19 protein-coding genes and 1 pseudogene are annotated in these 19,102 nt (G+C 70.2%); 15 read left to right on the top strand and 5 right to left on the bottom strand.

Annotation, left to right across the window (positions count from 1 at the left end; genetic code table 11):
* Window positions 1-72: 72 nt before the first annotated feature.
* From SRB17_RS31690 to SRB17_RS31680, 3 genes are all read left to right on the top strand, one after another.
* Window positions 73-4,158, top strand: a complete 4,086-nt coding sequence (locus tag SRB17_RS31690; RefSeq protein WP_323376527.1) for an SGNH/GDSL hydrolase family protein — start codon at window positions 73-75, stop codon at window positions 4,156-4,158.
* 109 nt (window positions 4,159-4,267) lie between these two features.
* Entirely contained in the window at window positions 4,268-5,044 is a 777-nt protein-coding gene (locus SRB17_RS31685) for a hypothetical protein (RefSeq protein ID WP_153543623.1), read from the top strand.
* Between the two features lie 143 nt (window positions 5,045-5,187).
* Window positions 5,188-5,613: an SRPBCC family protein gene (locus SRB17_RS31680; RefSeq protein ID WP_153543622.1), complete on the top strand. Its 426-nt coding sequence runs from the start codon at window positions 5,188-5,190 to the stop codon at window positions 5,611-5,613.
* Between the two features lie 45 nt (window positions 5,614-5,658).
* On the opposite strand, the gene SRB17_RS31675 is transcribed toward SRB17_RS31680, so the two are convergent.
* The gene (locus tag SRB17_RS31675; RefSeq protein WP_153543621.1) at window positions 5,659-5,937 is read right to left on the bottom strand and encodes a hypothetical protein; all 279 of its coding nucleotides are present in this window, start codon (window positions 5,935-5,937) and stop codon (window positions 5,659-5,661) included.
* A 46-nt stretch (window positions 5,938-5,983) separates the two neighbouring features.
* Here SRB17_RS31675 and SRB17_RS31670 point away from each other — a divergent pair, with 46 nt between their 5' ends.
* Window positions 5,984-6,661 carry a protein-L-isoaspartate O-methyltransferase gene (locus tag SRB17_RS31670; RefSeq protein ID WP_323376526.1) on the top strand — a complete coding sequence of 226 codons (678 nt, stop codon included), beginning with the start codon at window positions 5,984-5,986 and terminating at the stop codon, window positions 6,659-6,661.
* A 63-nt stretch (window positions 6,662-6,724) separates the two neighbouring features.
* On the opposite strand, the gene SRB17_RS31665 is transcribed toward SRB17_RS31670, so the two are convergent.
* A complete protein-coding gene (locus tag SRB17_RS31665) occupies window positions 6,725-7,474 on the bottom strand; it encodes a PP2C family protein-serine/threonine phosphatase (protein ID WP_153543620.1) in 750 nt (249 codons plus the stop codon).
* A gap of 327 nt (window positions 7,475-7,801) precedes the next feature.
* Between SRB17_RS31665 and SRB17_RS31660 the strand changes: the two genes are divergently transcribed.
* The 3 genes from SRB17_RS31660 (at window position 7,802) to SRB17_RS31650 (ending at window position 9,162) form a co-directional block, all read left to right on the top strand.
* Window positions 7,802-8,161: a DUF6204 family protein gene (locus tag SRB17_RS31660; protein ID WP_153543619.1), complete on the top strand. Its 360-nt coding sequence runs from the start codon at window positions 7,802-7,804 to the stop codon at window positions 8,159-8,161.
* A gap of 70 nt (window positions 8,162-8,231) precedes the next feature.
* Window positions 8,232-8,675: a MarR family winged helix-turn-helix transcriptional regulator gene (locus tag SRB17_RS31655; protein ID WP_153543618.1), complete on the top strand. Its 444-nt coding sequence runs from the start codon at window positions 8,232-8,234 to the stop codon at window positions 8,673-8,675.
* Between the two features lie 175 nt (window positions 8,676-8,850).
* Window positions 8,851-9,162 (top strand): hypothetical protein, encoded by a 312-nt coding sequence (locus SRB17_RS31650; protein ID WP_194294205.1) that lies wholly within the window; start codon window positions 8,851-8,853, stop codon window positions 9,160-9,162.
* Here SRB17_RS31650 and SRB17_RS31645 read toward each other — a convergent pair.
* Complete coding sequence (locus SRB17_RS31645) at window positions 9,159-9,587, bottom strand: MazG nucleotide pyrophosphohydrolase domain-containing protein (protein WP_153543617.1); 429 nt, start codon at window positions 9,585-9,587, stop codon at window positions 9,159-9,161. The genes SRB17_RS31650 and SRB17_RS31645 overlap by 4 nt on opposite strands.
* A 152-nt stretch (window positions 9,588-9,739) precedes the next feature.
* Here SRB17_RS31645 and SRB17_RS31640 point away from each other — a divergent pair, with 152 nt between their 5' ends.
* Window positions 9,740-10,738, top strand: a complete 999-nt coding sequence (locus tag SRB17_RS31640; RefSeq protein WP_153543616.1) for a TAXI family TRAP transporter solute-binding subunit — start codon at window positions 9,740-9,742, stop codon at window positions 10,736-10,738.
* A gap of 100 nt (window positions 10,739-10,838) precedes the next feature.
* Window positions 10,839-11,268, top strand: a pseudogene (locus SRB17_RS31635) (IS481 family transposase); the annotation flags it as partial.
* Window positions 11,269-11,365: 97 nt separating this feature from the next.
* Here SRB17_RS31635 and SRB17_RS31630 read toward each other — a convergent pair.
* Complete coding sequence (locus SRB17_RS31630) at window positions 11,366-12,769, bottom strand: HAMP domain-containing sensor histidine kinase (RefSeq protein WP_323376525.1); 1,404 nt, start codon at window positions 12,767-12,769, stop codon at window positions 11,366-11,368.
* A 9-nt stretch (window positions 12,770-12,778) separates the two neighbouring features.
* Entirely contained in the window at window positions 12,779-13,465 is a 687-nt protein-coding gene (locus tag SRB17_RS31625) for a response regulator transcription factor (RefSeq protein ID WP_153543615.1), read from the bottom strand.
* A gap of 290 nt (window positions 13,466-13,755) precedes the next feature.
* Here SRB17_RS31625 and SRB17_RS31620 point away from each other — a divergent pair, with 290 nt between their 5' ends.
* From SRB17_RS31620 to SRB17_RS48605, 6 genes are all read left to right on the top strand, one after another.
* Window positions 13,756-14,532: an amino acid ABC transporter ATP-binding protein gene (locus SRB17_RS31620; protein ID WP_153543614.1), complete on the top strand. Its 777-nt coding sequence runs from the start codon at window positions 13,756-13,758 to the stop codon at window positions 14,530-14,532.
* 77 nt (window positions 14,533-14,609) lie between these two features.
* On the top strand, window positions 14,610-15,446 hold the full coding sequence (locus SRB17_RS31615; RefSeq protein ID WP_153543613.1) for a glutamate ABC transporter substrate-binding protein: 837 nt from the start codon (window positions 14,610-14,612) through the stop codon (window positions 15,444-15,446).
* 78 nt (window positions 15,447-15,524) lie between these two features.
* Window positions 15,525-16,190, top strand: a complete 666-nt coding sequence (locus SRB17_RS31610) for an amino acid ABC transporter permease (RefSeq protein WP_323376524.1) — start codon at window positions 15,525-15,527, stop codon at window positions 16,188-16,190.
* Complete coding sequence (locus tag SRB17_RS31605; protein WP_153543612.1) at window positions 16,187-17,077, top strand: amino acid ABC transporter permease; 891 nt, start codon at window positions 16,187-16,189, stop codon at window positions 17,075-17,077. The genes SRB17_RS31610 and SRB17_RS31605 overlap by 4 nt, the downstream gene beginning before the upstream one ends.
* A 177-nt stretch (window positions 17,078-17,254) precedes the next feature.
* Window positions 17,255-18,862 (top strand): FAD-dependent monooxygenase, encoded by a 1,608-nt coding sequence (locus tag SRB17_RS31600; protein ID WP_153543611.1) that lies wholly within the window; start codon window positions 17,255-17,257, stop codon window positions 18,860-18,862.
* Window positions 18,789-19,058, top strand: a complete 270-nt coding sequence (locus SRB17_RS48605; RefSeq protein WP_416237105.1) for a putative leader peptide — start codon at window positions 18,789-18,791, stop codon at window positions 19,056-19,058. Before SRB17_RS31600 ends, SRB17_RS48605 begins: the two co-directional genes overlap by 74 nt.
* Window positions 19,059-19,102 lie beyond the last annotated feature (44 nt).

The following is a 19,102-nucleotide window of genomic DNA, read 5'->3' as shown; positions in this document are numbered from 1 at the left end:
CCCGACCAGGCAGGGGAACCTCTCAACCAGAAACGGGGAAGCTCTCTCTTGAGACGCAGAACAAGAGTCCACGTGCCCATAGCGGCCCTGGCTGCCTGCGCGGCCTTGACCGGCGGCCTGCTGCAGGCAGCGCCCGCCGCTGCCGCACCGCGCCCCGGCCACGGGCAAGAACACGGCACACCGGCACCACCGGCACCGCCCACCGGCATCGCGCATCCGGACAGCAAGCTCGGCAAGGGCTGGAAGAGCAGCGGGGACCGCGCCGTGACCGCCGCCGCCGACACCGGCGGGCTGAAGATCCTCGTGGCGGACAGCGGCACGGCGTACGCGTGGAAGACGGCCGCCGAACTGTCCGAGCCGGGTCTGACGGCGGACTCGTGGATCGGCAACCAGTGCGTGATGGACCGCGACCACGTCGCGGCCGTGTACGCGCCGCGCACCTTCACGAACAAGCCGGACCTGATGCAGGGCGGCGCGTTCGCCGCCATCGTCGACACGGCCACCGGGCACGTGACGAAGTTGCCGTTCACGGTGTCCCTGGCCTACTTCGACCCGTCCTGCAACACCCGGACGCACACGGCCGCGTTCACCGCTTTCAGGGACATGAACGACCCGGCCCGGACGAAGACCCGTGTGGTGACCGTCGACACGGCCGGAAAGTCCTTGGGCAGGGCGGCTCTCAGGGGCGAGATCACCAGCGCCGTACCGGTCGAGGACGGGGCGGTGGCCGCGCGCGGCCACAACCTGGTCCACATCGACCGTGCCGGCAAGGTGAAGGACCTCGCCACCGGGGACAGCGTTCCGTTCGACATCCGGCCCGCACAGGGCGGCAAGATCGTCTTCGTCGACCGCAAGGACACGAAGACCTCACAGGCGAAGGTGTGGTCCGGGCACGGCAGGCCGGCTCTCGTCGCCACCGGGAAGCTGGGCGACCTCGACCTCATGCCGGGCGAGGCGGGCCGGGTGTTCCTCACCGGTCACCCCAAGGGCTCCGCCGAGGTGCGGGACACCGGCATCACCCGGATCGACGCCCCCGCCGACACGGACATCTCCACGCGAGGACGCCTCGCCGTCGAACCGGTCCTCACGCCGGGCATCCGCGCGGGTCTGGCGCACATCAAGACCGCGGGCAAGGGGTTCACCAGGAACGAGCCCGCCCCGCAGGACACCAGGCCGACTCCTGAGACCGTTGCCGGGGCCCAGTCCGTGACCGTCACCAGCACGGCCACCGCCACCGGTGAGAAGGTCACCCAGTCGGTCGCGGACACGACGGCACCGAACGGGAAGAACCCCAGCCCCGCTCTGCCCGTCGCCGGCGGCAGGGGCAAGGGGTCCTCGGTGGCGCGGGTCAACGACCCCACCACGGCGGTGGACCCGCGGGACACCGACCGCATCTGCGCCATCTCCCGCAACGACGTGGACGCACAGGCGCTGCAGCCGACGCCGAACCAGGTCGAGTGGGCCGTCGACATGGCCGTACGCGGCAAGCTGCGCTCCCAGTACCTGCGGCAGGGCGGCTACCGCAGCCAGACCGGACTGGGCACGATCGACCCCCAGGGACTGTTCCAGGTGCCGAAGCTGGCGGGCGGTGACGGCAACGGGCGTATCCCGGCGAACGTGCTGCTCGGCATCATGGCGCAGGAGTCCAACCTGTGGCAGGCCGAGGGCGGTTCGATCCCCGGCCAGATGGGCAACCCGCTGGCCGCGATGGACGGTTACTACGGCCGCAAGGCCGTGGAGAACGACCCGGACGCCTACTGGAAGATCCACTGGGACAAGTCCGACTGCGGGTACGGCGTCGGACAGGTCACCGACGGCATGCGCCTGGCCGGCCACGAGAAGACGGACGCCAACGGGCACAAGGAGAAGGCCCTGTCGCCGGGCCTGCAGAAGGCCATCGCCGTCGACTACGCCACGAACATCGCCGCCGCGATGCAGATCCTGGCCGACAAGTGGAACGAGGTCCACGCCGCCGGGCAGACGGTCACGGTCAACGACGACGACCCGTCCATGGTCGAGAACTGGTTCACGGCCGTGTGGAACTACAACCTCGGCTTCAACCCGGCCGCGGACGCGGGCAAGAACGCCGGCCACTGGGGTCTGGGCTGGTACAACAACCCGGCCAACCCGTTCTACAAGAAGAGCTGGGGCCATCCGTTCATGGACACGGACGTGGACGGCCCGACCGCGAACAAGGACGCCGCGCATCCGCAGGACTGGCCCTACGAGGAGAAGGTGATGGGCTGGGCCGCCTGGTCCATGGACACCGGCTTCTCCTACGGCACCGACGGCAAGCAGGACTGGCCCGGCGACTCCGGGTTCAACTCGGCGGGTTTCCAGCCCGCCTGGTGGATCAGCAAGGGCGACCGCAGCCATGTCTCCCCGCCGCTGGACACGTTCTGCAACACCAAGAACAACTGCGACCCGAACGTTCCGCCGAACTGCCCGAACGAGGACTGCTACAAGCAGTACTGGTGGAACCAGTCCAACGCGACCTGGAAGCCCGACTGCAAGACCACCTGCGGGCACGAGAACATCAAGTACCAGACGCTGATCTCGGAGCCGGGGCAGGGGCATCGTCTGCAGGACGGCACCCCGGTCTGCACCGGAGCCCCCTCCGGGTCGAAGGTCGTGGCCTCGGTACCGAACGGCACACCGACGTGGTCCGACTGCGGCAACACCAGTTCGGCGGGAACCTTCGGCTTCCGCTTCTTCCCTGACTCCGACGGCCACTACGAGGGCAAGGAGGACCTGCACCAGGTCGGCGGCGGATACGGCGGCCACTACTGGTACGCCCACACCCGCAACGCGGACCATCTCGGCGGTGACGGCGGCCCGATGGCCATCAACGGCGTCTGGACCCTCGGGCAGGATCTCGGCTGGGCCCGTGTCCTGGTGCATCTGCCCGACACCGGCGCACAGACGAGGCAGGCCAAGTACCACGTCCTCAACACCGACAGCTCGAGCCCCGCTCGGTCCGTGCAGCAGCGTGCGGGACGCTGGGTGAGCCTGGGCGCGTTCCACTTCACGGGGCGGCCGGCGGTCATGCTGTCGAACGTCACCGACGACGGTACGGCCGACGAGGACATCGCGTGGGGCTCGGTCGCGTTCCAGCCGCTGCCGGGCAAGCCGAAGAACGTGGTCGTCGCGATGGGTGACTCGTACTCCTCCGGCGAGGGCGCATCCGAGGGCGACCGGGACTACTACCCGGAGACCAACTACCGCAGCAAGCTGGACGACAACGCCCGCAACGCCTGCCACCGGTCCACCCAGGCGTGGTCGCGTCAGGCCACGATGCCCGGTGCCGCGCGGTCGATCGGTCAGCTGGACGACTCGCTGGACCCGAGCATGGACTACCACCTGATCGCGTGCTCGGGTGCGCGGACCTACAACGTTCTGCCCAAGGATGTGGGCAACGACAGCGCTCTGTCGAAGGGTGAGAGCCAGAACGGCGAGGAGCCCCAGATCGACAAGGGCTATCTGGACCAGAACACCACCCTGGTCACCATTTCCATCGGCGGCAACGACTCCCGGTTCTCCCAGATCGTCCAGAAGTGCCTGCTGTCCGTCGGTAACGGCAGTTGCAAGGGCGAGACGTTCGACAAGACGGACGACAGCGTCAACGGCCGGGACAAGCAGTTCCTCGGACAGCCGCTGGAGACGGCCGTTCCGGGCCTCATGAACCAGGTCGTCCGGCCGGACATCACACGCGTCCTGAAGGAGATCCACAAGAGGGCGAAGAACGCGAAGATCGTCCTGATGGGGTACCCGCCCCTGATCTCCGACAAGGGATCGTGCCTGAACATCGGCTTCAGCGGCATGGCCATCGGCCTGTCCGAGGCATCCGCGGCCTGGCTCGACGACACGGCCGACACGCTGGCGGCGGCGATGCAGGGCGCGGCCGACGACGCCAAGGCCTCGGGCATCGACGTGTGGTTCTCCAACCCGAAGAGCGACTTCGCGGGCAAGGGCGTGTGCGGTGACCCGGAGCAGGTCCACGGCATCGTCAAGACGCTGGTGAAGTCCGACGAGCCGATCAAGGACTGGCCGCTCATCAACCAGTACGGCCTGTCGGCCCAGTCGTTCCACCCGAAGATCGGGGGCGCGCGCCTGTACGCGAACGCGCTCGAGCGCACGATGGCAGGCATGAGCCTGTAGCCGTCTGAGTACGGGTACTCATGCCCGGCCCGGCCGTCCTGGTGGACAGTGACGGTCGGGCCGGGCGTACGTCGATGGAGAGGCAGCTGCCGATGAGAGGCGGACAAGCATGAGGGCCTTCGCGCGGCGTGCCGCCGGCTCGAAGAGCGTGTGGGGGTCGTTGGCGGTGGTCGTCCTGTTCGCCGTCTCGGCCTGTTCCACGACCCCGGACCGTGCCGTCAGCGACAGACAACTGCGCAAGCTCGGGGAGAGCGGCCAGGCGGTGCAGGCCCGGGAGCGGGCGGAGCAACGGCTTCGGGACGTGGCGGGGGCGTACGCCGACCGCGCGCCCCTGACGCTCGGCCTGGTCGTGGTGCACGACGTGTGCGTGCCGGGATCGGGACCGGGCTGGTTCTTCCAGCAGAAGACCGACGGCTACAAGGTCGTCTGCTCGATGAACATCACCGCCTACTACGGCGCCGACCCCAGGCACGTGGGCGACACCCTCGACGGAATCCTGACCGCGGGCGACCACGCCCGTTCCGGGCCGGCCGGATCCGGAAGTCCCATCCCGTTCACGCACGACGACCACGGCAAGCGGCTTGTCGCCTACTACCGGGGGCACGGCCCGAACCCCCAGGGCCCGAAGGCCCCGGAGCCGACCCGGCTGGCCGTCTCCGGACAGACGCTGACCTGGGACACCACACGCGGCGGCGCCCCGCGCCGGCTGGTCGAGGAGCCGTACGCCGGCCTCGTCGACGATCCGCCGGTGTCCCGCGTGGTCCGTGACCCGAAGACCGCCACGGTCGCCGCCATCCGGAAACGGTACGGCCTGGTGTTCAAGCTGGAACTCCCCTACAGCGACTATTACGGGGTGCTCAAGAACGGTCGCACGCGCACGGAGTGACGCCGGTGCCGGGCGAACCCCAACCAGCGGCTCCGGAAAGAGCGAGGTCAGGGCGCTTCCGGGGGTTTATGGAAGGCATCAGCCGTCAGGCGCACACTGTAAGCGGAAGGCCATGCGTCATGAGCCGCACACGGAGGTGAGCCATGAGCACCCTGGAACTGCATGTCGACGTGGATGTTCCGGTCGACAGGGCCTGGGAGACCCTTCACCGGGTGGAGAACTATCCGAGCTTCGTGGACGGAGTGCGGGGCGCGCGTACGGAGGCGGGGGGCCGAGCGCATCTGGAGGTCGAAGCGAGCGGCCGACCCCGGGAGGTCGAGGCCGAGGTGACCGACCGCGGCGAGCACGTCATGGAGTGGCTCACCACGAGCGCTCCCGAGATGACGGGCTCCTTCTCGGTCCAGCCGATCGACCAGAACCACACCCGGATCCAGGCACGGCTGGATTACGACCCCGGCACGGTCCGGGACGCCTTCGGCGGGCCGAAGGGGTTCGCGCAGACGAACGCGATCGAACGGCTCGTCCGCAGCGATCTGGAGCACTTCAAGGAGTACCTGGAACGCGGGTGAGCGGGACACCTCGGACGCGGCGGCGTCGGGCCGCCGGTACGGCGGTCAGGTCTCCATCACGGCAGCGCAGTCCGAGCAGACCACGGCGGCGTGTTCCTCGGGGTACCAGGGCGCTCCCGGGTGTTCGGAGGGCTTCCAGTCGGTCGTCTCCATGGCGAAGGTGTCCTTGCCGCAGAGGGTCCGCGGTCCCGCGGCCGTATGCGACCCCGGTGCCGCCGGTGCCGCGTGCACCTTGCGGACGCGCCGTTCCGCGCCCCCCGCCGGTCCTTTGCCGGAGTGCGTCTCCGCGGTCCTGTCGAGTTCGTAGACGACGATCTCGGTCATGCCTCCACCGTAGGCGTCGCCGCCGGGCGATGCGGTGAACCAGGCCGTGAACTCCGTACCCGGAGAACCGGACGATCTCGTGCGGGCCCTCACGGCCGCCGGGATCGGGGACGAGCGACTGCTCGAAGCGGTACGGACGACACCCCGGGCGGGATTCGTCCCGGCCGATCAGCTGGCTGCCGCCTACCGGGACGTGCCCGTTGCCATCGGGCAGGGACAGGTCACCACGCAGCCCTCGCTGTCGGCCATGATGATCGAGGGTCTCGGTCTGGACGGCTCGGAGCACGTCCTGGAGGTCGGTACGGGTCTGGGCTTCCAGACCGCTCTGCTCGCCCGGCTGGCCGCGGACGTGCTCAGCATCGAGATGCGGCCGGACATTGCTCGCCAGGCGCGCGCGAATCTCGCACGTCAAGGGGTGCGGAACGTGGAACTCCGCGTCGGCGACGGCAGCGGCGGTGTGCCGGACCGGGCTCCGTACGACGCCGTCCTCGTGTCGGCCGCGTTCCCCGAGGTGCCCGCGCCGCTGGCCGCACAGGTGCGCCCGGGTGGCCGCCTGGTGCAGCCGATCGGGCCGGGCGGACACGAGCAGGTGGTCTGCTTCGGGCGCACCGCGTCGGGGCTGGCGCGGCTGCGGGTGCTGACCTCGGCCTGCTTCGTCCGGCTGCAGGGGCGGTACGGCTTCCCGCCGGAGGAGTTCGGGCAGGAGGGGGCGGGGTTGCGTTGAGGGCTTGAGGCGGCAATCGCGGGCATTGGCCAGTCGTGGATCTTGGCCAGTCGTGGGCATTGGCTATTCGTCGGCGACGCGTACGACCGCCAGCGTGATGTTGTCGGGGCCGCCCGCGGCGATGGCGGCCTTCCACAGCTCGAAGGCAGCGCGGCCGTCGTCGTGCTCCCGCATCACCTCGTCGAGCACATCCGCCGGCAGAGGGTCGGTCAGGCCGTCGGTGCAGATGAGGTAGCGGTCGCCGGGAGACAGGGACTCGGCCGTCACGTGCGGGTGGACGGCGCGGTACGTGGGGCTGCCGCCCAGGCACTGGGTGACGATGGAGGTGGTGTGCTGCCCTGGTTCGAGCGGGGGGTTGTCGTCGACGCTCACCTGGCGCAGCCCGTCCCGGGAAGCCGCGTAGACCCGGCTGTCGCCCACATTGAACGCCAGCAGCGAGCCGGGCTGCACCACGATGCCGGCGATCGTCGTGCCCATGGCGGCGAGCTCGGTCTCCTCCTCGCCGCCGGCGGCCGCGTACACCGCGCGATTGCAGGCGGTCAAGGCGTCGCGGACGGCGTCCTCGTCGCTCAGGGCGGGGCCGAGCGACGCGATCCGGCGGGCGACCAGGGAACTGGCCACGTCGCCGCCCGGATGCCCGCCGAGCCCGTCGGCGACGGCGACGACGAGGGGCGTGCCGATCGGGAAGACCAGGGTCTGCGGACTCTCCGTCACCGTGGCGCACAGGGTCCACGGCCCGACCACGAGGCTGTCCTCGTTCCGTTCGCGGAGCAGTCCCGGATGGCTCAGCGCGCTCACCGCCACGTACCGCATGGAACGCCACCGCCTTCCCGGACGGGCCACGGCAGTCGGTCGGCTCGCTGCCCGCGGCTCCAGCCTAGGCGCTCGCCGGAAGCGCCGAGCTGCGTCGAAACGCTTCCTTGTCCTGGCCGGCGCGGCCCGGCGGCGATGCGCCGAGCCTTCGCCGCCGACGGCCGGAGCCTGCGCGCGGGCGGTGGGGTAACGGTCGAGGAGCAGGCCCGGCCAGGTCAGGGTGGTGGCGGTGGTCTCGTGTCCGGCCGTGAGTCCCGGAGGGGCGGTGAGCCCAGCGCCTCCGGAAACCCGGTGGAAGCCGGGGCCCGCCGTGCCTAAGGTCGCGGGATGACCACTCGCACTTTCCGGATCACCGTCCGCGGGGCCTTCGACGGCCTCACCGACGCGCAGCGGGCCGAACTACTGGCCGACGCCGCCGGACACGATGTGCTGCGCGCCGCGTTCACCCCCGAAGGCAACCTGACCTACGACATCGCCGCCCGGCCGGCCTTCGTCTTCCGTTTCTCCGACACCGGGGAGGAAGAGGAGGACATCCTGGAGGCGACCGAGCGGGCCGAGGAGGCGGCGAAGGCCTGGCTGACCGAGCGCGGCTACGGCTTCAAGAACCTCCGCTCCACCGCCGAGGACCTCTCCCAGGCGCCGATGGGCAAGCGGCAGCGACGCGCGGCGCGTTCGAGCGGCGTATAAACTTGAGCACTCAAGGAGTTGGCAATGAGTGCGCGCACGGCACGACGGCGGGAGCGGGGAGTGAGGCGCCATGAGTGACGCCCTGGACGCGGCACTGCGGCTGGTACGGGCCCAGGCGGCGCTCGTGCGGCGCTTCGACTCCCGGCTGAGCGGACTGCACGGTGTGAGTCTGGCCGACTTCATCCTGCTGCTACGGCTGAGTCAGGCACCCGGCGGCCGCATGCGTCGGGTCGACCTCGCCGAGGCACTGGGCCTGACGGCCTCCGGGGTCACGCGCGGGCTCGCGCCACTGGAGCGGATCGGACTGGTGACCCGCGAGGCGGATGCCCGGGACGCCCGTGTGGCCTACGCGTCGCTGACCGGGACGGGCCGACGGCGACTGAAGGAGATGCTCGCGACGGCCGAGGAGACCGCCGCGGAGGTCTTCGCCGCCCCGGCGCTGAACGCCGAGGACATCACACGGCTGTCGTCCCTGCTGACCCGCCTCGGCGGCACCGGCCTGACCGGCCACTGAGCCTCGGGGAGGGCTCCGGTGAGCCTCGGGAGGGCTCTGGCCGACCGCCGCTCCGCAAAGTCGGCCGTCGCCCGCAGCCGGGCGGCGGCCGGCCTTCGACCGGCTGGGCACCAGCGGTCTTCGGCCCCGCATGACGCGAACTCGCCGTGGCCCCGGTCATTTGACGAGCACGCCCGTGCGCGCGCCCGTCACCACCGCCGGGAACGTGAAGACGGCGCTGGGCACCGAGGCCTCGGTGGGCCTCTACGGCACCGTCGGCGTCACCGCAGATCTGGCGCCGTATCTGCGGGGTGAGGCCCCCGGAACGGTCACCGCCTCCTCCCGCGACGGGGCGAAGACCGCGGACACCTGGAGCGTGTACGGCGGGGTCGATCTGTCCGGGACCCTGCGGCTCCAGCTGTCCGTCTTCGGCACACCGGTCATCGAGCGGAGCATTCCGCCGGGCACCCTGAACCGCGAGTGGAAGCTGGCGGGCGGCACTTTCTAGGCGTTCGCCTGCGACGAACTGTCCTGCGCCGACGGTATCCAGCCCTGTCTGCGCAGAACGGACGACACATCGGGCGCCCGGTAGTGCTCGCCCTTGAGGACCTTGCCGTCGGCCCGGCGGGCGACCTGTCCGTCCGGGCCGAGCTTGCTCATGTTGGCGCGGTGGATCTCGGCGATCACCTGGTCGAGGTCGATGCCGTGGACCAGCGCCGTGCCGTACGCCACGTAGACCACGTCCGCCAGTTCGTGCGCGAGCTTGTCCAGCGGGCCGTCGACCGCGACCTCGGCGACCTCCGCGGCCTCCTCGGCGAGCAGTTCCCCGCGGTGCGCGGCCAGTTCGGGGTCCACCTCCGTCGGCCTGGTGCGGGCGTCGAGGCCGAAGGCGAGGTGGAACTCTCGGACGCGGTCGGCAGGCGAAGTGCTCATGCAACGACTGTAACGGCCACCACTGACAGAGCCCGCTGCCCTCCTGTCCCGCCCCGAGTGGCCCCTTCCCCCGCCCCGGAGTGGCCCCGTTGGCCGTCCCGGAGTGACCCCCGCCCTGTTCAGCGTCGCACCCGGCCTGGCAGGATCGCCGCATGTCCAAGGTGTTCCCCCGGATCAGCAGGCGCCGGGCGCTGCCGGCCGCGGCCGCCGGTGCCGTGGTGCTCGGACTGCTGCTGTGGTGGCTGCTGCCGCTGGGCGACAAGCCGCCGAGCGGGACGATCGTCTTCAGCACGGGCACGCCCCGGGGGGTCTACCAGGAGTACGGCGAGCGGCTGCGCGCCGAGTTCGCCAGGGACATGCCCAACCTGAAGGTGAAGCTGCTGAACAGCGCCGGCTCGCAGGAGAACGTGCAGCGGGTGGCGACCGGCAAGGCCGACTTCACCATCGCGGCGGCCGACGCGGTGGAGGCGTACGAACTGCAGCACGGCCGCGGCGCCGGGCGGCTGCGCGGGGTGGCCCGGCTCTACGACGACTACGTCCACCTCGTCGTGCGCAGCGACTCGGACATCAGAAACGTCGCGGACCTGCGGCACAAGCGGGTGGCGACCGGGCTGCCCGACTCCGGGGTGCGGCTGATCGCCGACCGGGTGCTCAAGGCCGCCGGCATCGACCCGCACACGGACATCACCCCGGTCGCGGACGGCATCGACACCGGGCCCGCCCAGCTGGAGCAGCGCAGGATCGACGCGTTCTTCTGGTCGGGCGGTCTGCCCACCAAGGGACTCGCCGGGCTGGCCCAGAAGTCCGCCTTCAAGTTCGTGCCGATCGAGGGCGACCTGGTCACCAAGCTGCACAGCCAGGGCGAGGACGCGCGCTACTACCGGGCCACCAACATCCCCGAGTCGGCCTACCCGGCCGTACAGCAGGGCAACGAGGTCCCGACGATCTCCGTGTCCAACCTGCTGATGACCCGTACGGACGTGGACCCCAGGCTCACCGAATGGGTGACCCGCACGGTCATCAAGAGCCGCGACGACATCGGCGCCCATGTCCATTCAGCCCAGCTGGTCGATCTGCGCACCGCCATCTACACGGACCCACTGCCCCTCCAGGAGGGCGCCCGCCGCTACTACCGCTCGGTGAAGCCCTAGGTGTATTGATCACGAGCGTTGTTAACACGGCCGGTCTTGATCACGGCGAAGGCCCCCGTGTGTGGTGGAGGTGTCGAATCTTCACCGCACGGAGGCCTTCGTGTCCCACCGTAATGCCCGGCTGACCGTTCACGGCAGGCGGCTGCTCGTCGAACGAGTCCGCTCCGGCCGTCCCGTCGCCCACGTCGCCGCGGAGATGGGCATCTCCCGTCCTACAGCCCAAGCAGGTCTGCAGGCTGCGGCAGGACCGCAAGCTGGGCCCGGCACGTATCGGACCGATCCTGGGCCTGCCCGCCTCCACCGTGCACCGCATCCTCACCCGGCACGGCCTGAACCGTCTGGCCCACCTGGACCGGCCCACCGGCCGGCCCATCCGCCGCCACGAACGCGACCGGCCCGGCGAACTGGTCCACGTGGACGTCAAGAAGCTCGGCCGGATCCCCGACGGCGGCGGCCACAAAGTCCTGGGCCGACAGGCCGGCCGGGCCCGGCGAAGCAGCGTGGGCTTCGATTACGTCCACTCCGCCGTCGTCGAACTCCCTCCCCCGACCTTCGGCCGGGACCCCAGCCTCCGGCCGGGAGGTGCCCCCACTCGCCGCACCCGCCCGGCACCAGCTCCGCGCCCGATCAGCCCGCCCCATGCCTCGGCACGGACACCGTCACCCGCAGTCCGCGCGGCTCATGGTGGGCGTAGTCGATCGAGCCTCCGCCCGCCGTGAGCAAGGCACGCACGATGGACAGGCCGAGGCCCGAGCCCTTGACGTTCTGGTGCCGGCCGCTGCGCCAGAACCGGTCGCCCACGCGCGCGAGTTCCTCGTCGGTGAGGCCCGGCCCGGTGTCGGTGACGACGACCGTGGTCCGGTCGCCGTCGGCGGCGACGATGACCTCCACCGTGCCGCCCTCGGGAGAGAACTTCACTGCGTTGTCGATCACCGCGTCCAGGGCGCTGGACAGGGTGATCGGGTCCGCCCAGGCGGTCGTGGGCGGGCAGTCCCCGGTCAGCCGGACCCCCTGGGCCTCGGCTGCCGGCGACCAGGCGGCGACCCGCTCCTCGGCGAGAGCGCCGATGTCGGTCAGCCCCAGGTCCGCGTCGGCGTGCTCGGCCAGCGCCAGGTCCAGCAGGTCGTCCAGCACCTGTGCGAGGCGCTTGCCCTCGGTGCGGACCGAGGCGATCTCCTCGTTGCCCTCGGGGAGTTCGAGGGCGAGCAGTTCGATGCGCAGCAGCAGCGCCGAGAGCGGGTTGCGCAGCTGGTGCGAGGCGTCCGCGACGAAGGCGCGCTGCTGCTCCAGCACGTCCTCGACGTTGTCCGCCATCTCGTTGAACGAACGGGCGAGCCGTCTGAGTTCCGGCGGCCCGCCGCCGACCGCGACCCGCGACTTCAGCCGCCCGGTGGCGATGTCATGGGTGGTGGCGTCCAGGACCCGCACCGGTCTGAGCACCCAGCCGGTCAGCCGCAGCGCCGCGCCGACGGCCAGCAGCATCGCGGCGATCTCGCCGGCCCCGATGATCAGCCAGCCGCGCAGGATCCGCGAACGCATCTGCCCGGTGGGCGAGTCGGTCACCACGACCGCCACGACGTCCCCGTCCCGGATCACCGGCGAGGCCACGACCAGCCGGCTCCGCTGCCAGGGCCACACCTGCCGCGGGTCGTGGCTGCGCCGGCTGAGCAGCGCCTCCTCGAAGGCGTCCCGTACCTCCCCCGTCTGCGGTACGAACCAGGCGTCGGGGGCGTTGGCCATCGCCGAGCCGTTGCGGTAGAAGACGCCCGCGCGGATGCCGTAGACGCCGTAGTAGCTCTCAAGTTCGCTGCGCAGGGCTTCCATGCGCTCGTCGGTGCTGGTGCGGCGCGATCCGCTGGGCCCGTCGGTGACGAACTGGGCGAGCGACGCGAAGCGTGCCGTGTCGTCGATGCGGTCGACGACGACCTTCTGCTGCTGGGCGGCCGCCACGCTCAGGGCGAGCGGAATCCCGAGGGCGAGGAGGACGGCCGCCATCAGAACGATCAGCAGCGGCAGGAGCCGTGTGCGCACCCTTGCCCGCTAGGCGGCCGGGGCGACGAGCCGGTAGCCGACGCCGCGTACGGTCTCGATCAGCGCGGGCATGCGCAGTTTGGCGCGCAGGGAGGCGACGTGCACCTCCAGGGTGCGGCCGGTGCCCTCCCAACTGGTGCGCCAGACCTCGCTGATGATCTGCTCCCGGCGGAAGACCACTCCGGGACGCTGCGCGAGCAGGGCGAGCAGGTCGAACTCCTTGCGGGTCAGTTGGACAACCGAACCGTCCACGGTGACCTGCCGGGTGGGCAGTTCGATGCGTACGGGACCGAGATGCAGGGTGCTGTCGCCGCCGGCCGCCGGGTCCTCGTGGACGGTGCGCCGGCTGACGGCGTGGATACGGGCCAGCAGTTCCCCGGTGTCGTAGGGCTTCACCACATAGTCGTCGGCGCCGAGGTTGAGCCCGTGGATGCGGGAGCGGACGTCGGACCGGGCCGTCACCATGATCACCGGTGTGCTGGTGCGCTTGCGGATCTTTCCGCAGACCTCGTAGCCGTCCTGGTCGGGCAGGCCCAGGTCGAGCAGGACCACGCCGAATCCGTTGCCCTCGGGGACGAGCGCCTGCAGGGCCTCCTCGCCGCTGCGCGCGTGGGTGACGTCGAAGCCGTGCCGCGCGAGTACGGCGGACAGGGCCGCGGCGACATGGTTGTCGTCCTCGACGAGCAGCAGTCTCATCCCGGCCCCCTCCGGTTCAGCGGTCGTACGGTCTGGGTTCGCGTGCGTCGTACAGCCTCACGCGCGCGTGCACCATGGCAGTGACGCCGATGGACAAGGACGGCGTCAAGAGGGTTCCGGTTGCCCGTCGCTTCCGTTATCCGGCCGATACGCACAGAGGCGGCGAGTGCTACGACACGTGTCCGTTTGCTATCGGATCGTGATGCTCAGATCTCCCTCAGATGTGATGACGCAGGTCACAGCCCCTCACTACTGTCCTCCGAAACCGAGGAGGACGGAGCCCGAAAGCGATGACCAATGTATCGGTGACCAAGGAAGACGTGGTCACGTCCGGCGAACTGGTCGTCCTGAAGAGCGTCAACAAGCACTTCGGCGCGTTGCACGTGCTCCAGGACATCGACCTGACGATCGCCCGCGGCGAGGTCGTCGTGGTCATCGGGCCCTCCGGGTCCGGAAAGTCGACCCTCTGCCGCACCATCAACCGTCTGGAGACGATCGACTCGGGCACCATCACGATCGACGGCAAACCCCTGCCGCACGAGGGCCGGGAGCTGGCGCGGCTGCGGGCGGACGTGGGGATGGTCTTCCAGTCCTTCAACCTCTTCGCGCACAAGACCGTGCTCGAGAACGTGATGCTGGGCCAGCTCAAGGTCCGCAAGGCGGACAGGAAGCAGGCCGAGGAAAAGGCCCGGTCCCTGCTCGACCGGGTCGGCGTGGGCACTCAGGCCGACAAATACCCCGCCCAGCTGTCCGGCGGCCAGCAGCAGCGCGTCGCCATCGCGCGGGCACTGGCGATGGATCCGAAGGTCATGCTCTTCGACGAGCCGACCTCCGCCCTCGACCCCGAGATGATCAACGAGGTCCTCGAAGTCATGCAGCAGCTCGCCCGTGAGGGCATGACGATGATCGTCGTCACCCATGAGATGGGCTTCGCACGATCGGCTGCAAACCGCGTGGTCTTCATGGCCGACGGCCGGATCGTCGAAGAGGCTGCGCCCGACCAGTTCTTCAGCAACCCGCGCAGCGACCGGGCCAAGGACTTCCTGTCCAAGATCCTGCACCACTGACGGTGCCGTCCCGCCCCGCGCCCCTGGGTCGCCTTTTCCAACGGACCTCGTTCCGCACCACTCAAAGGATGTTCACCATGAAGCTCCGCAAGGTCACCGCCGCCTCGGCCGCCGTACTCGCCCTCGCCGTGGGGGCCACCGCGTGCGGTGGCGGCAAGAAGGACGACAACGGCTCCTCCGGTGGCGGCAAGAAGATCGCCATCGGCATCAAGTTCGACCAGCCGGGCCTCGGCCAGAAGACCCCGCAGGGCTACTCGGGCTTCGACGTCGACGTCGCCACCTATGTCGCCAAGAAGCTCGGCTACTCGGCCGACCAGATCGAGTGGAAGGAGTCGAAGAGCGCCGACCGCGAGACCATGCTGCAGCGCGGGGACGTCGACTTCATCGCCGCCACGTACTCGATCACCCCGGAGCGTCAGCAGAAGGTCGACTTCGCCGGGCCGTACCTGCTGGCTCACCAGGACGTGCTGATCCGCGCGGACGACACCTCCATCAAGTCCCCGGCCGACCTCAACAACAAGAAGCTGTGTTCGGTGACCGGCTCGACGTCGGCGCAGAACGTCCATGACAAGCTCGCCCCCAAGGCGCAGCTCCAGCAGTACCCGACGTACTCGGCGTGCCTGACCGGTCTGCAGAGCAAGGCGATCGACGCCCTGACCACGGACGACTCGATCCTGGCCGGCTACGCCGCCCAGGCTCAGTTCAAGGGCAGGTTCAAGCTCGGCGGCTTCAAGATGACCAACGAGAACTACGGCATCGGCGTCAAGAAGGGCAGCGCCCTCAAGGACAAGATCAACAAGGCCCTTGAGGAGATGGTCTCCGACGGTTCCTGGGAGACGGCCGTGAAGAAGAACTTCGGCCCGGCCGACTACAAGAACGAGCCCGCCCCGAAGATCGGCGACATCAAGAGCTGAGGCAACGCCCCACGAGTGCGCCGCCTCTGACGACGGCGGCGCACCGGGGCATCCCTACACGCGGAAGCGCGGGAGATCGTGTTCGACTTTCTTGACAAGTACGACGTGCTGGGCGCCTTCTGGACGACGGTGCAGCTGACGCTGCTGTCGGCCGTGGGTTCCCTGGTCTGGGGCACTCTGCTGGCCGCCATGCGGGTGGGCCCGGTACCGCTGATGCGCGGTTTCGGCACCGCTTATGTGAACATCGTGCGGAACATCCCGCTCACGGTGATCATCCTGTTCGCCTCGCTCGGCCTGCACGACACGCTGGGCGTCTCCCTGGGCTCGGACAAGGTCGACACGTACAGCTTCCGGCTGGCCGTGCTCGGCCTGCTCGTCTACACGTCGGCCTTCGTCTGCGAAGCGATCCGTTCCGGCATCAACACGGTGCCGGTCGGCCAGGCGGAGGCGGCCCGGGCCCTCGGTCTGAGCTTCACTCAGGTGCTGTTCCTGGTGGTGCTGCCGCAGGCCTTCCGCGCGGCGGTCGGCCCGCTGACCAACGTGCTGATCGCATTGACGAAGAACACGACGGTGGCGGCCGCGATCGGCGTGGCGGAAGCGGCACTCCTGATGAAGAAGATGGTGGAGAACGAGGCGCAGCTGCTGGCGATCTCCGCGGTCATCGCCTTCGGGTTCTGCTGCCTGACGCTGCCGACCGGTCTGATCCTCGGCTGGGTGGGCAAGAAGGTGGCGGTGAAGCGATGAGCTCGGTCCTGTACGACGCCCAGGGCCCGCGCGCCAAGCGGCGCAACGTCCTGTACACGGCGGTCTTCCTGGTCGTCCTCGCGGCTCTCGCGTGGTGGGTGTACCAGTCCCTCGACGAGAAGGGCCAGCTGGCCTGGGCGCTGTGGAAGCCGTTCTTCAGCTCGGAGGCCTACTCGACGTACATCTGGCCCGGTCTGCAGAACACCTTGAAGGCGGCGGCCCTGGCCATGGTCATCGCGCTCCCGCTGGGTGCCTTCTTCGGCATCGCCCGGCTCTCGGACCATGCGTGGGTGCGGATACCGGCGACGGTCGTGATCGAGTTCTTCCGCGCGATTCCGGTGCTCGTCCTGATGATCTTCGGCAACGAGCTGTACAGCCAGTACACCAACGTGAGTTCCGACGACCGTCCGCTGTACGCGGTCGTGACCGGCCTGGTGCTGTACAACGCGTCGGTGCTCGCCGAGATCGTCCGCGCGGGCATCCTCGCCCTGCCGAAGGGCCAGTCCGAGGCGGCGATGGCGATCGGTCTGCGCAAGGGCCAGGTGATGCGGCTCATCCTGCTGCCGCAGGCGGTCACCGCGATGCTCCCCGCGATCGTCAGCCAGTTGGTGGTCATCGTGAAGGACACCGCGCTCGGCGGCGCCGTCCTCACCTTCCCCGAACTGCTCGCCTCGGCGAGCACGATGAGCGGCTACTACGGCGCCAACACCATCGCCTCCTTCACGGTGGTGGCCGTCATCTTCGTGATCATCAACTTCTCCCTGACCTCGTTCGCGAGCTGGCTGGAGGGCAGGCTGCGGCGGCGCAAGAAGTCGACCGGGGCGGTGCTCGGCGTCGAGGACACCGTGGGCATCGCGGGCCACGCCGGAACGGGAACCGCCGCCTGACGCCAAGTCAGGACCGAAAGCATTACCCGGAGGCAGTGGCGTGATCGCCACTGCCTCCCGTCGCTTGACGCAAACTCTGCCAATGGGTTGCATACGTTCTGTGATCGTGCACCCCGCTCCCCCTTCCTGTTCACTTGTCTCCGTCAGGGCATCGTCACGGGCAGGGGGCGCCGCGTCATGGACCCGGTGATCATCGTCGGAGCGGGGCCGGTCGGGCTCGCGCTCGCGCTGGCGCTGGCCCGCCAGGAGGTGCCGTGCGTCGTCCTGGACGAGGGCCCCGGCAAGGACGAACCCCGCCCGGCGCGCACCGTCGTCCTGCGCGAGGACACGGCCGCCCTGCTGGAGCGGCTGACCGGGGTGGCGCTCGGTGAGCATGGTGTGCGCTGGGCCGGATGGCGGTCCCTGAGGCGCAAGCAGGTGATGAGCGAGGTCGCCTTCGAGCAGACGGACCCCGCCGCCCCGCTGCACATCGCCCAGCACGTCGTCACCGGCGCCCTGCGCGCCGCCATCGCCGACGAGCCGCTGGTGAAGGTGGCGGTGGACAGCCGTCTGGACTCGATCGAGCAGGAGCGTTCCGGCGTCACCGCGCACACTCGCGGCCCGAACGGCACCTGGTGGCGCGGCAGTTACCTGATCGGCTGCGACGGACCGCGCTCGACGGTGCGCAAACTCCAGGACATCCGCTTCCCCGGCCGCACGGCGGTGGAGCGGCACGCGGTCGCCGCGCTGCGCACGGAACTTCCGTGGGAGGGTCAGGCGTTGCTCCATCGGACACCGCCCTGGCGGCAGTCCGGGCCCTCGGCCGGGGAGGTGACCGCCCGCCCCCTCCCGGACGGCGTGTGGCGCCTGGACTGGCTGCTGCCACCGGGCAAGGACCTGGTCACGCCGGAGACCCTGGTGGCGCGGATCCGCGAGACGCTCGCGGGCTGGACGGACGGCTCCACACCGCCGTACGAGCTGCTCGACACCGGTGTTCACACGGTGCACCACCGGCTGGCCCGCCGGTGGCGCGTCGGCCGGGTCTTCCTCGCCGGGGACGCGGCCCATCTGCTCGGCGCGCTCGGCACCCAGGGGCTGGACGAGGGCCTGAGGGATGCCGACAACCTCGCCTGGAAGCTGGCCCCGGCCTGGCACCACGGCCTGCATGAGGCGCTGCTGGACAGCTACCAGGCCGAGCGGCGCGCCGTGGTCGCCGCCCGGCTGCGCGCCGCCGACCAGGTGCTGCCGGTGCTGCGCGGCGCCGGCGGGCTGCGCCAGATCGTGCCGCGTGCGGCGCGCGGCCACGACGCGCTGCTCACGGACGGTCACTTGGGGCGCGGGCCACTCGGTGCGCCGGGGGCGTACGCCGACTCGCCGCTCGCGCCCCGGCATCTGGAGGGCGAGATCCCGGTCGGCACCCCGCTCGGCGCACCCGTCACCGACGTACGGGTCACCGCGGAGGATGGTTCCTTCGTCCAACTGCGCGACCGGCTCGGCCGCGCCGCCCTCCTGGTCGTGCTGATCGCGCCCGGCACGGGAGTGTGGGACCGCAAGCACTGGGTGTCCGCCGGAGTGATGCCCCGGCTCGCGGCGGCCGTGACCGCGCTGCCGTACGCCGCCGAGCTGCTGGTCGCCGAGAGCTACCCGGGTGCGCCGGCGCACAGCGTGCTGCTCGTGCGCCCCGACGGCCACCTGATCACCGCGCTGAGCGGCGTCCGTCCGGCCGACCTCTATGCGGCGGCGGAGGCGGCGGTGGGCGGAGCGGCCAGGGAGGAGCCGGCCCAGGCAGCCTCCGGCGCCCGCTGACCCGCTGCCCGTCACCCTCCGGCACCCGCTGACCCGCAGGCCCGTCACCCTCCGTCCACATGGTGACGGTGAGTTGACCGGAGTAGACCGGCATGCTGTACTCCGGACCATGACCGACACCTGCGTGCGCCTGTGGCGGCGGGTCCATATGGACCTCGTCCGCTATGCGGGCTGCGTGTGTCGCCCGTCCTGCTGAATTCGCATCCCCTTCCTTCCGGGCGCCGCCGCGCGCCCGTACCG

The organism is Streptomyces sp. RB17, from assembly GCF_009604455.1.
Lineage (GTDB): Bacteria > Actinomycetota > Actinomycetes > Streptomycetales > Streptomycetaceae > Streptomyces.
Note: the sequence above shows the minus strand (reverse complement) of the source record. Positions and strands in the feature narration are given on the sequence as shown.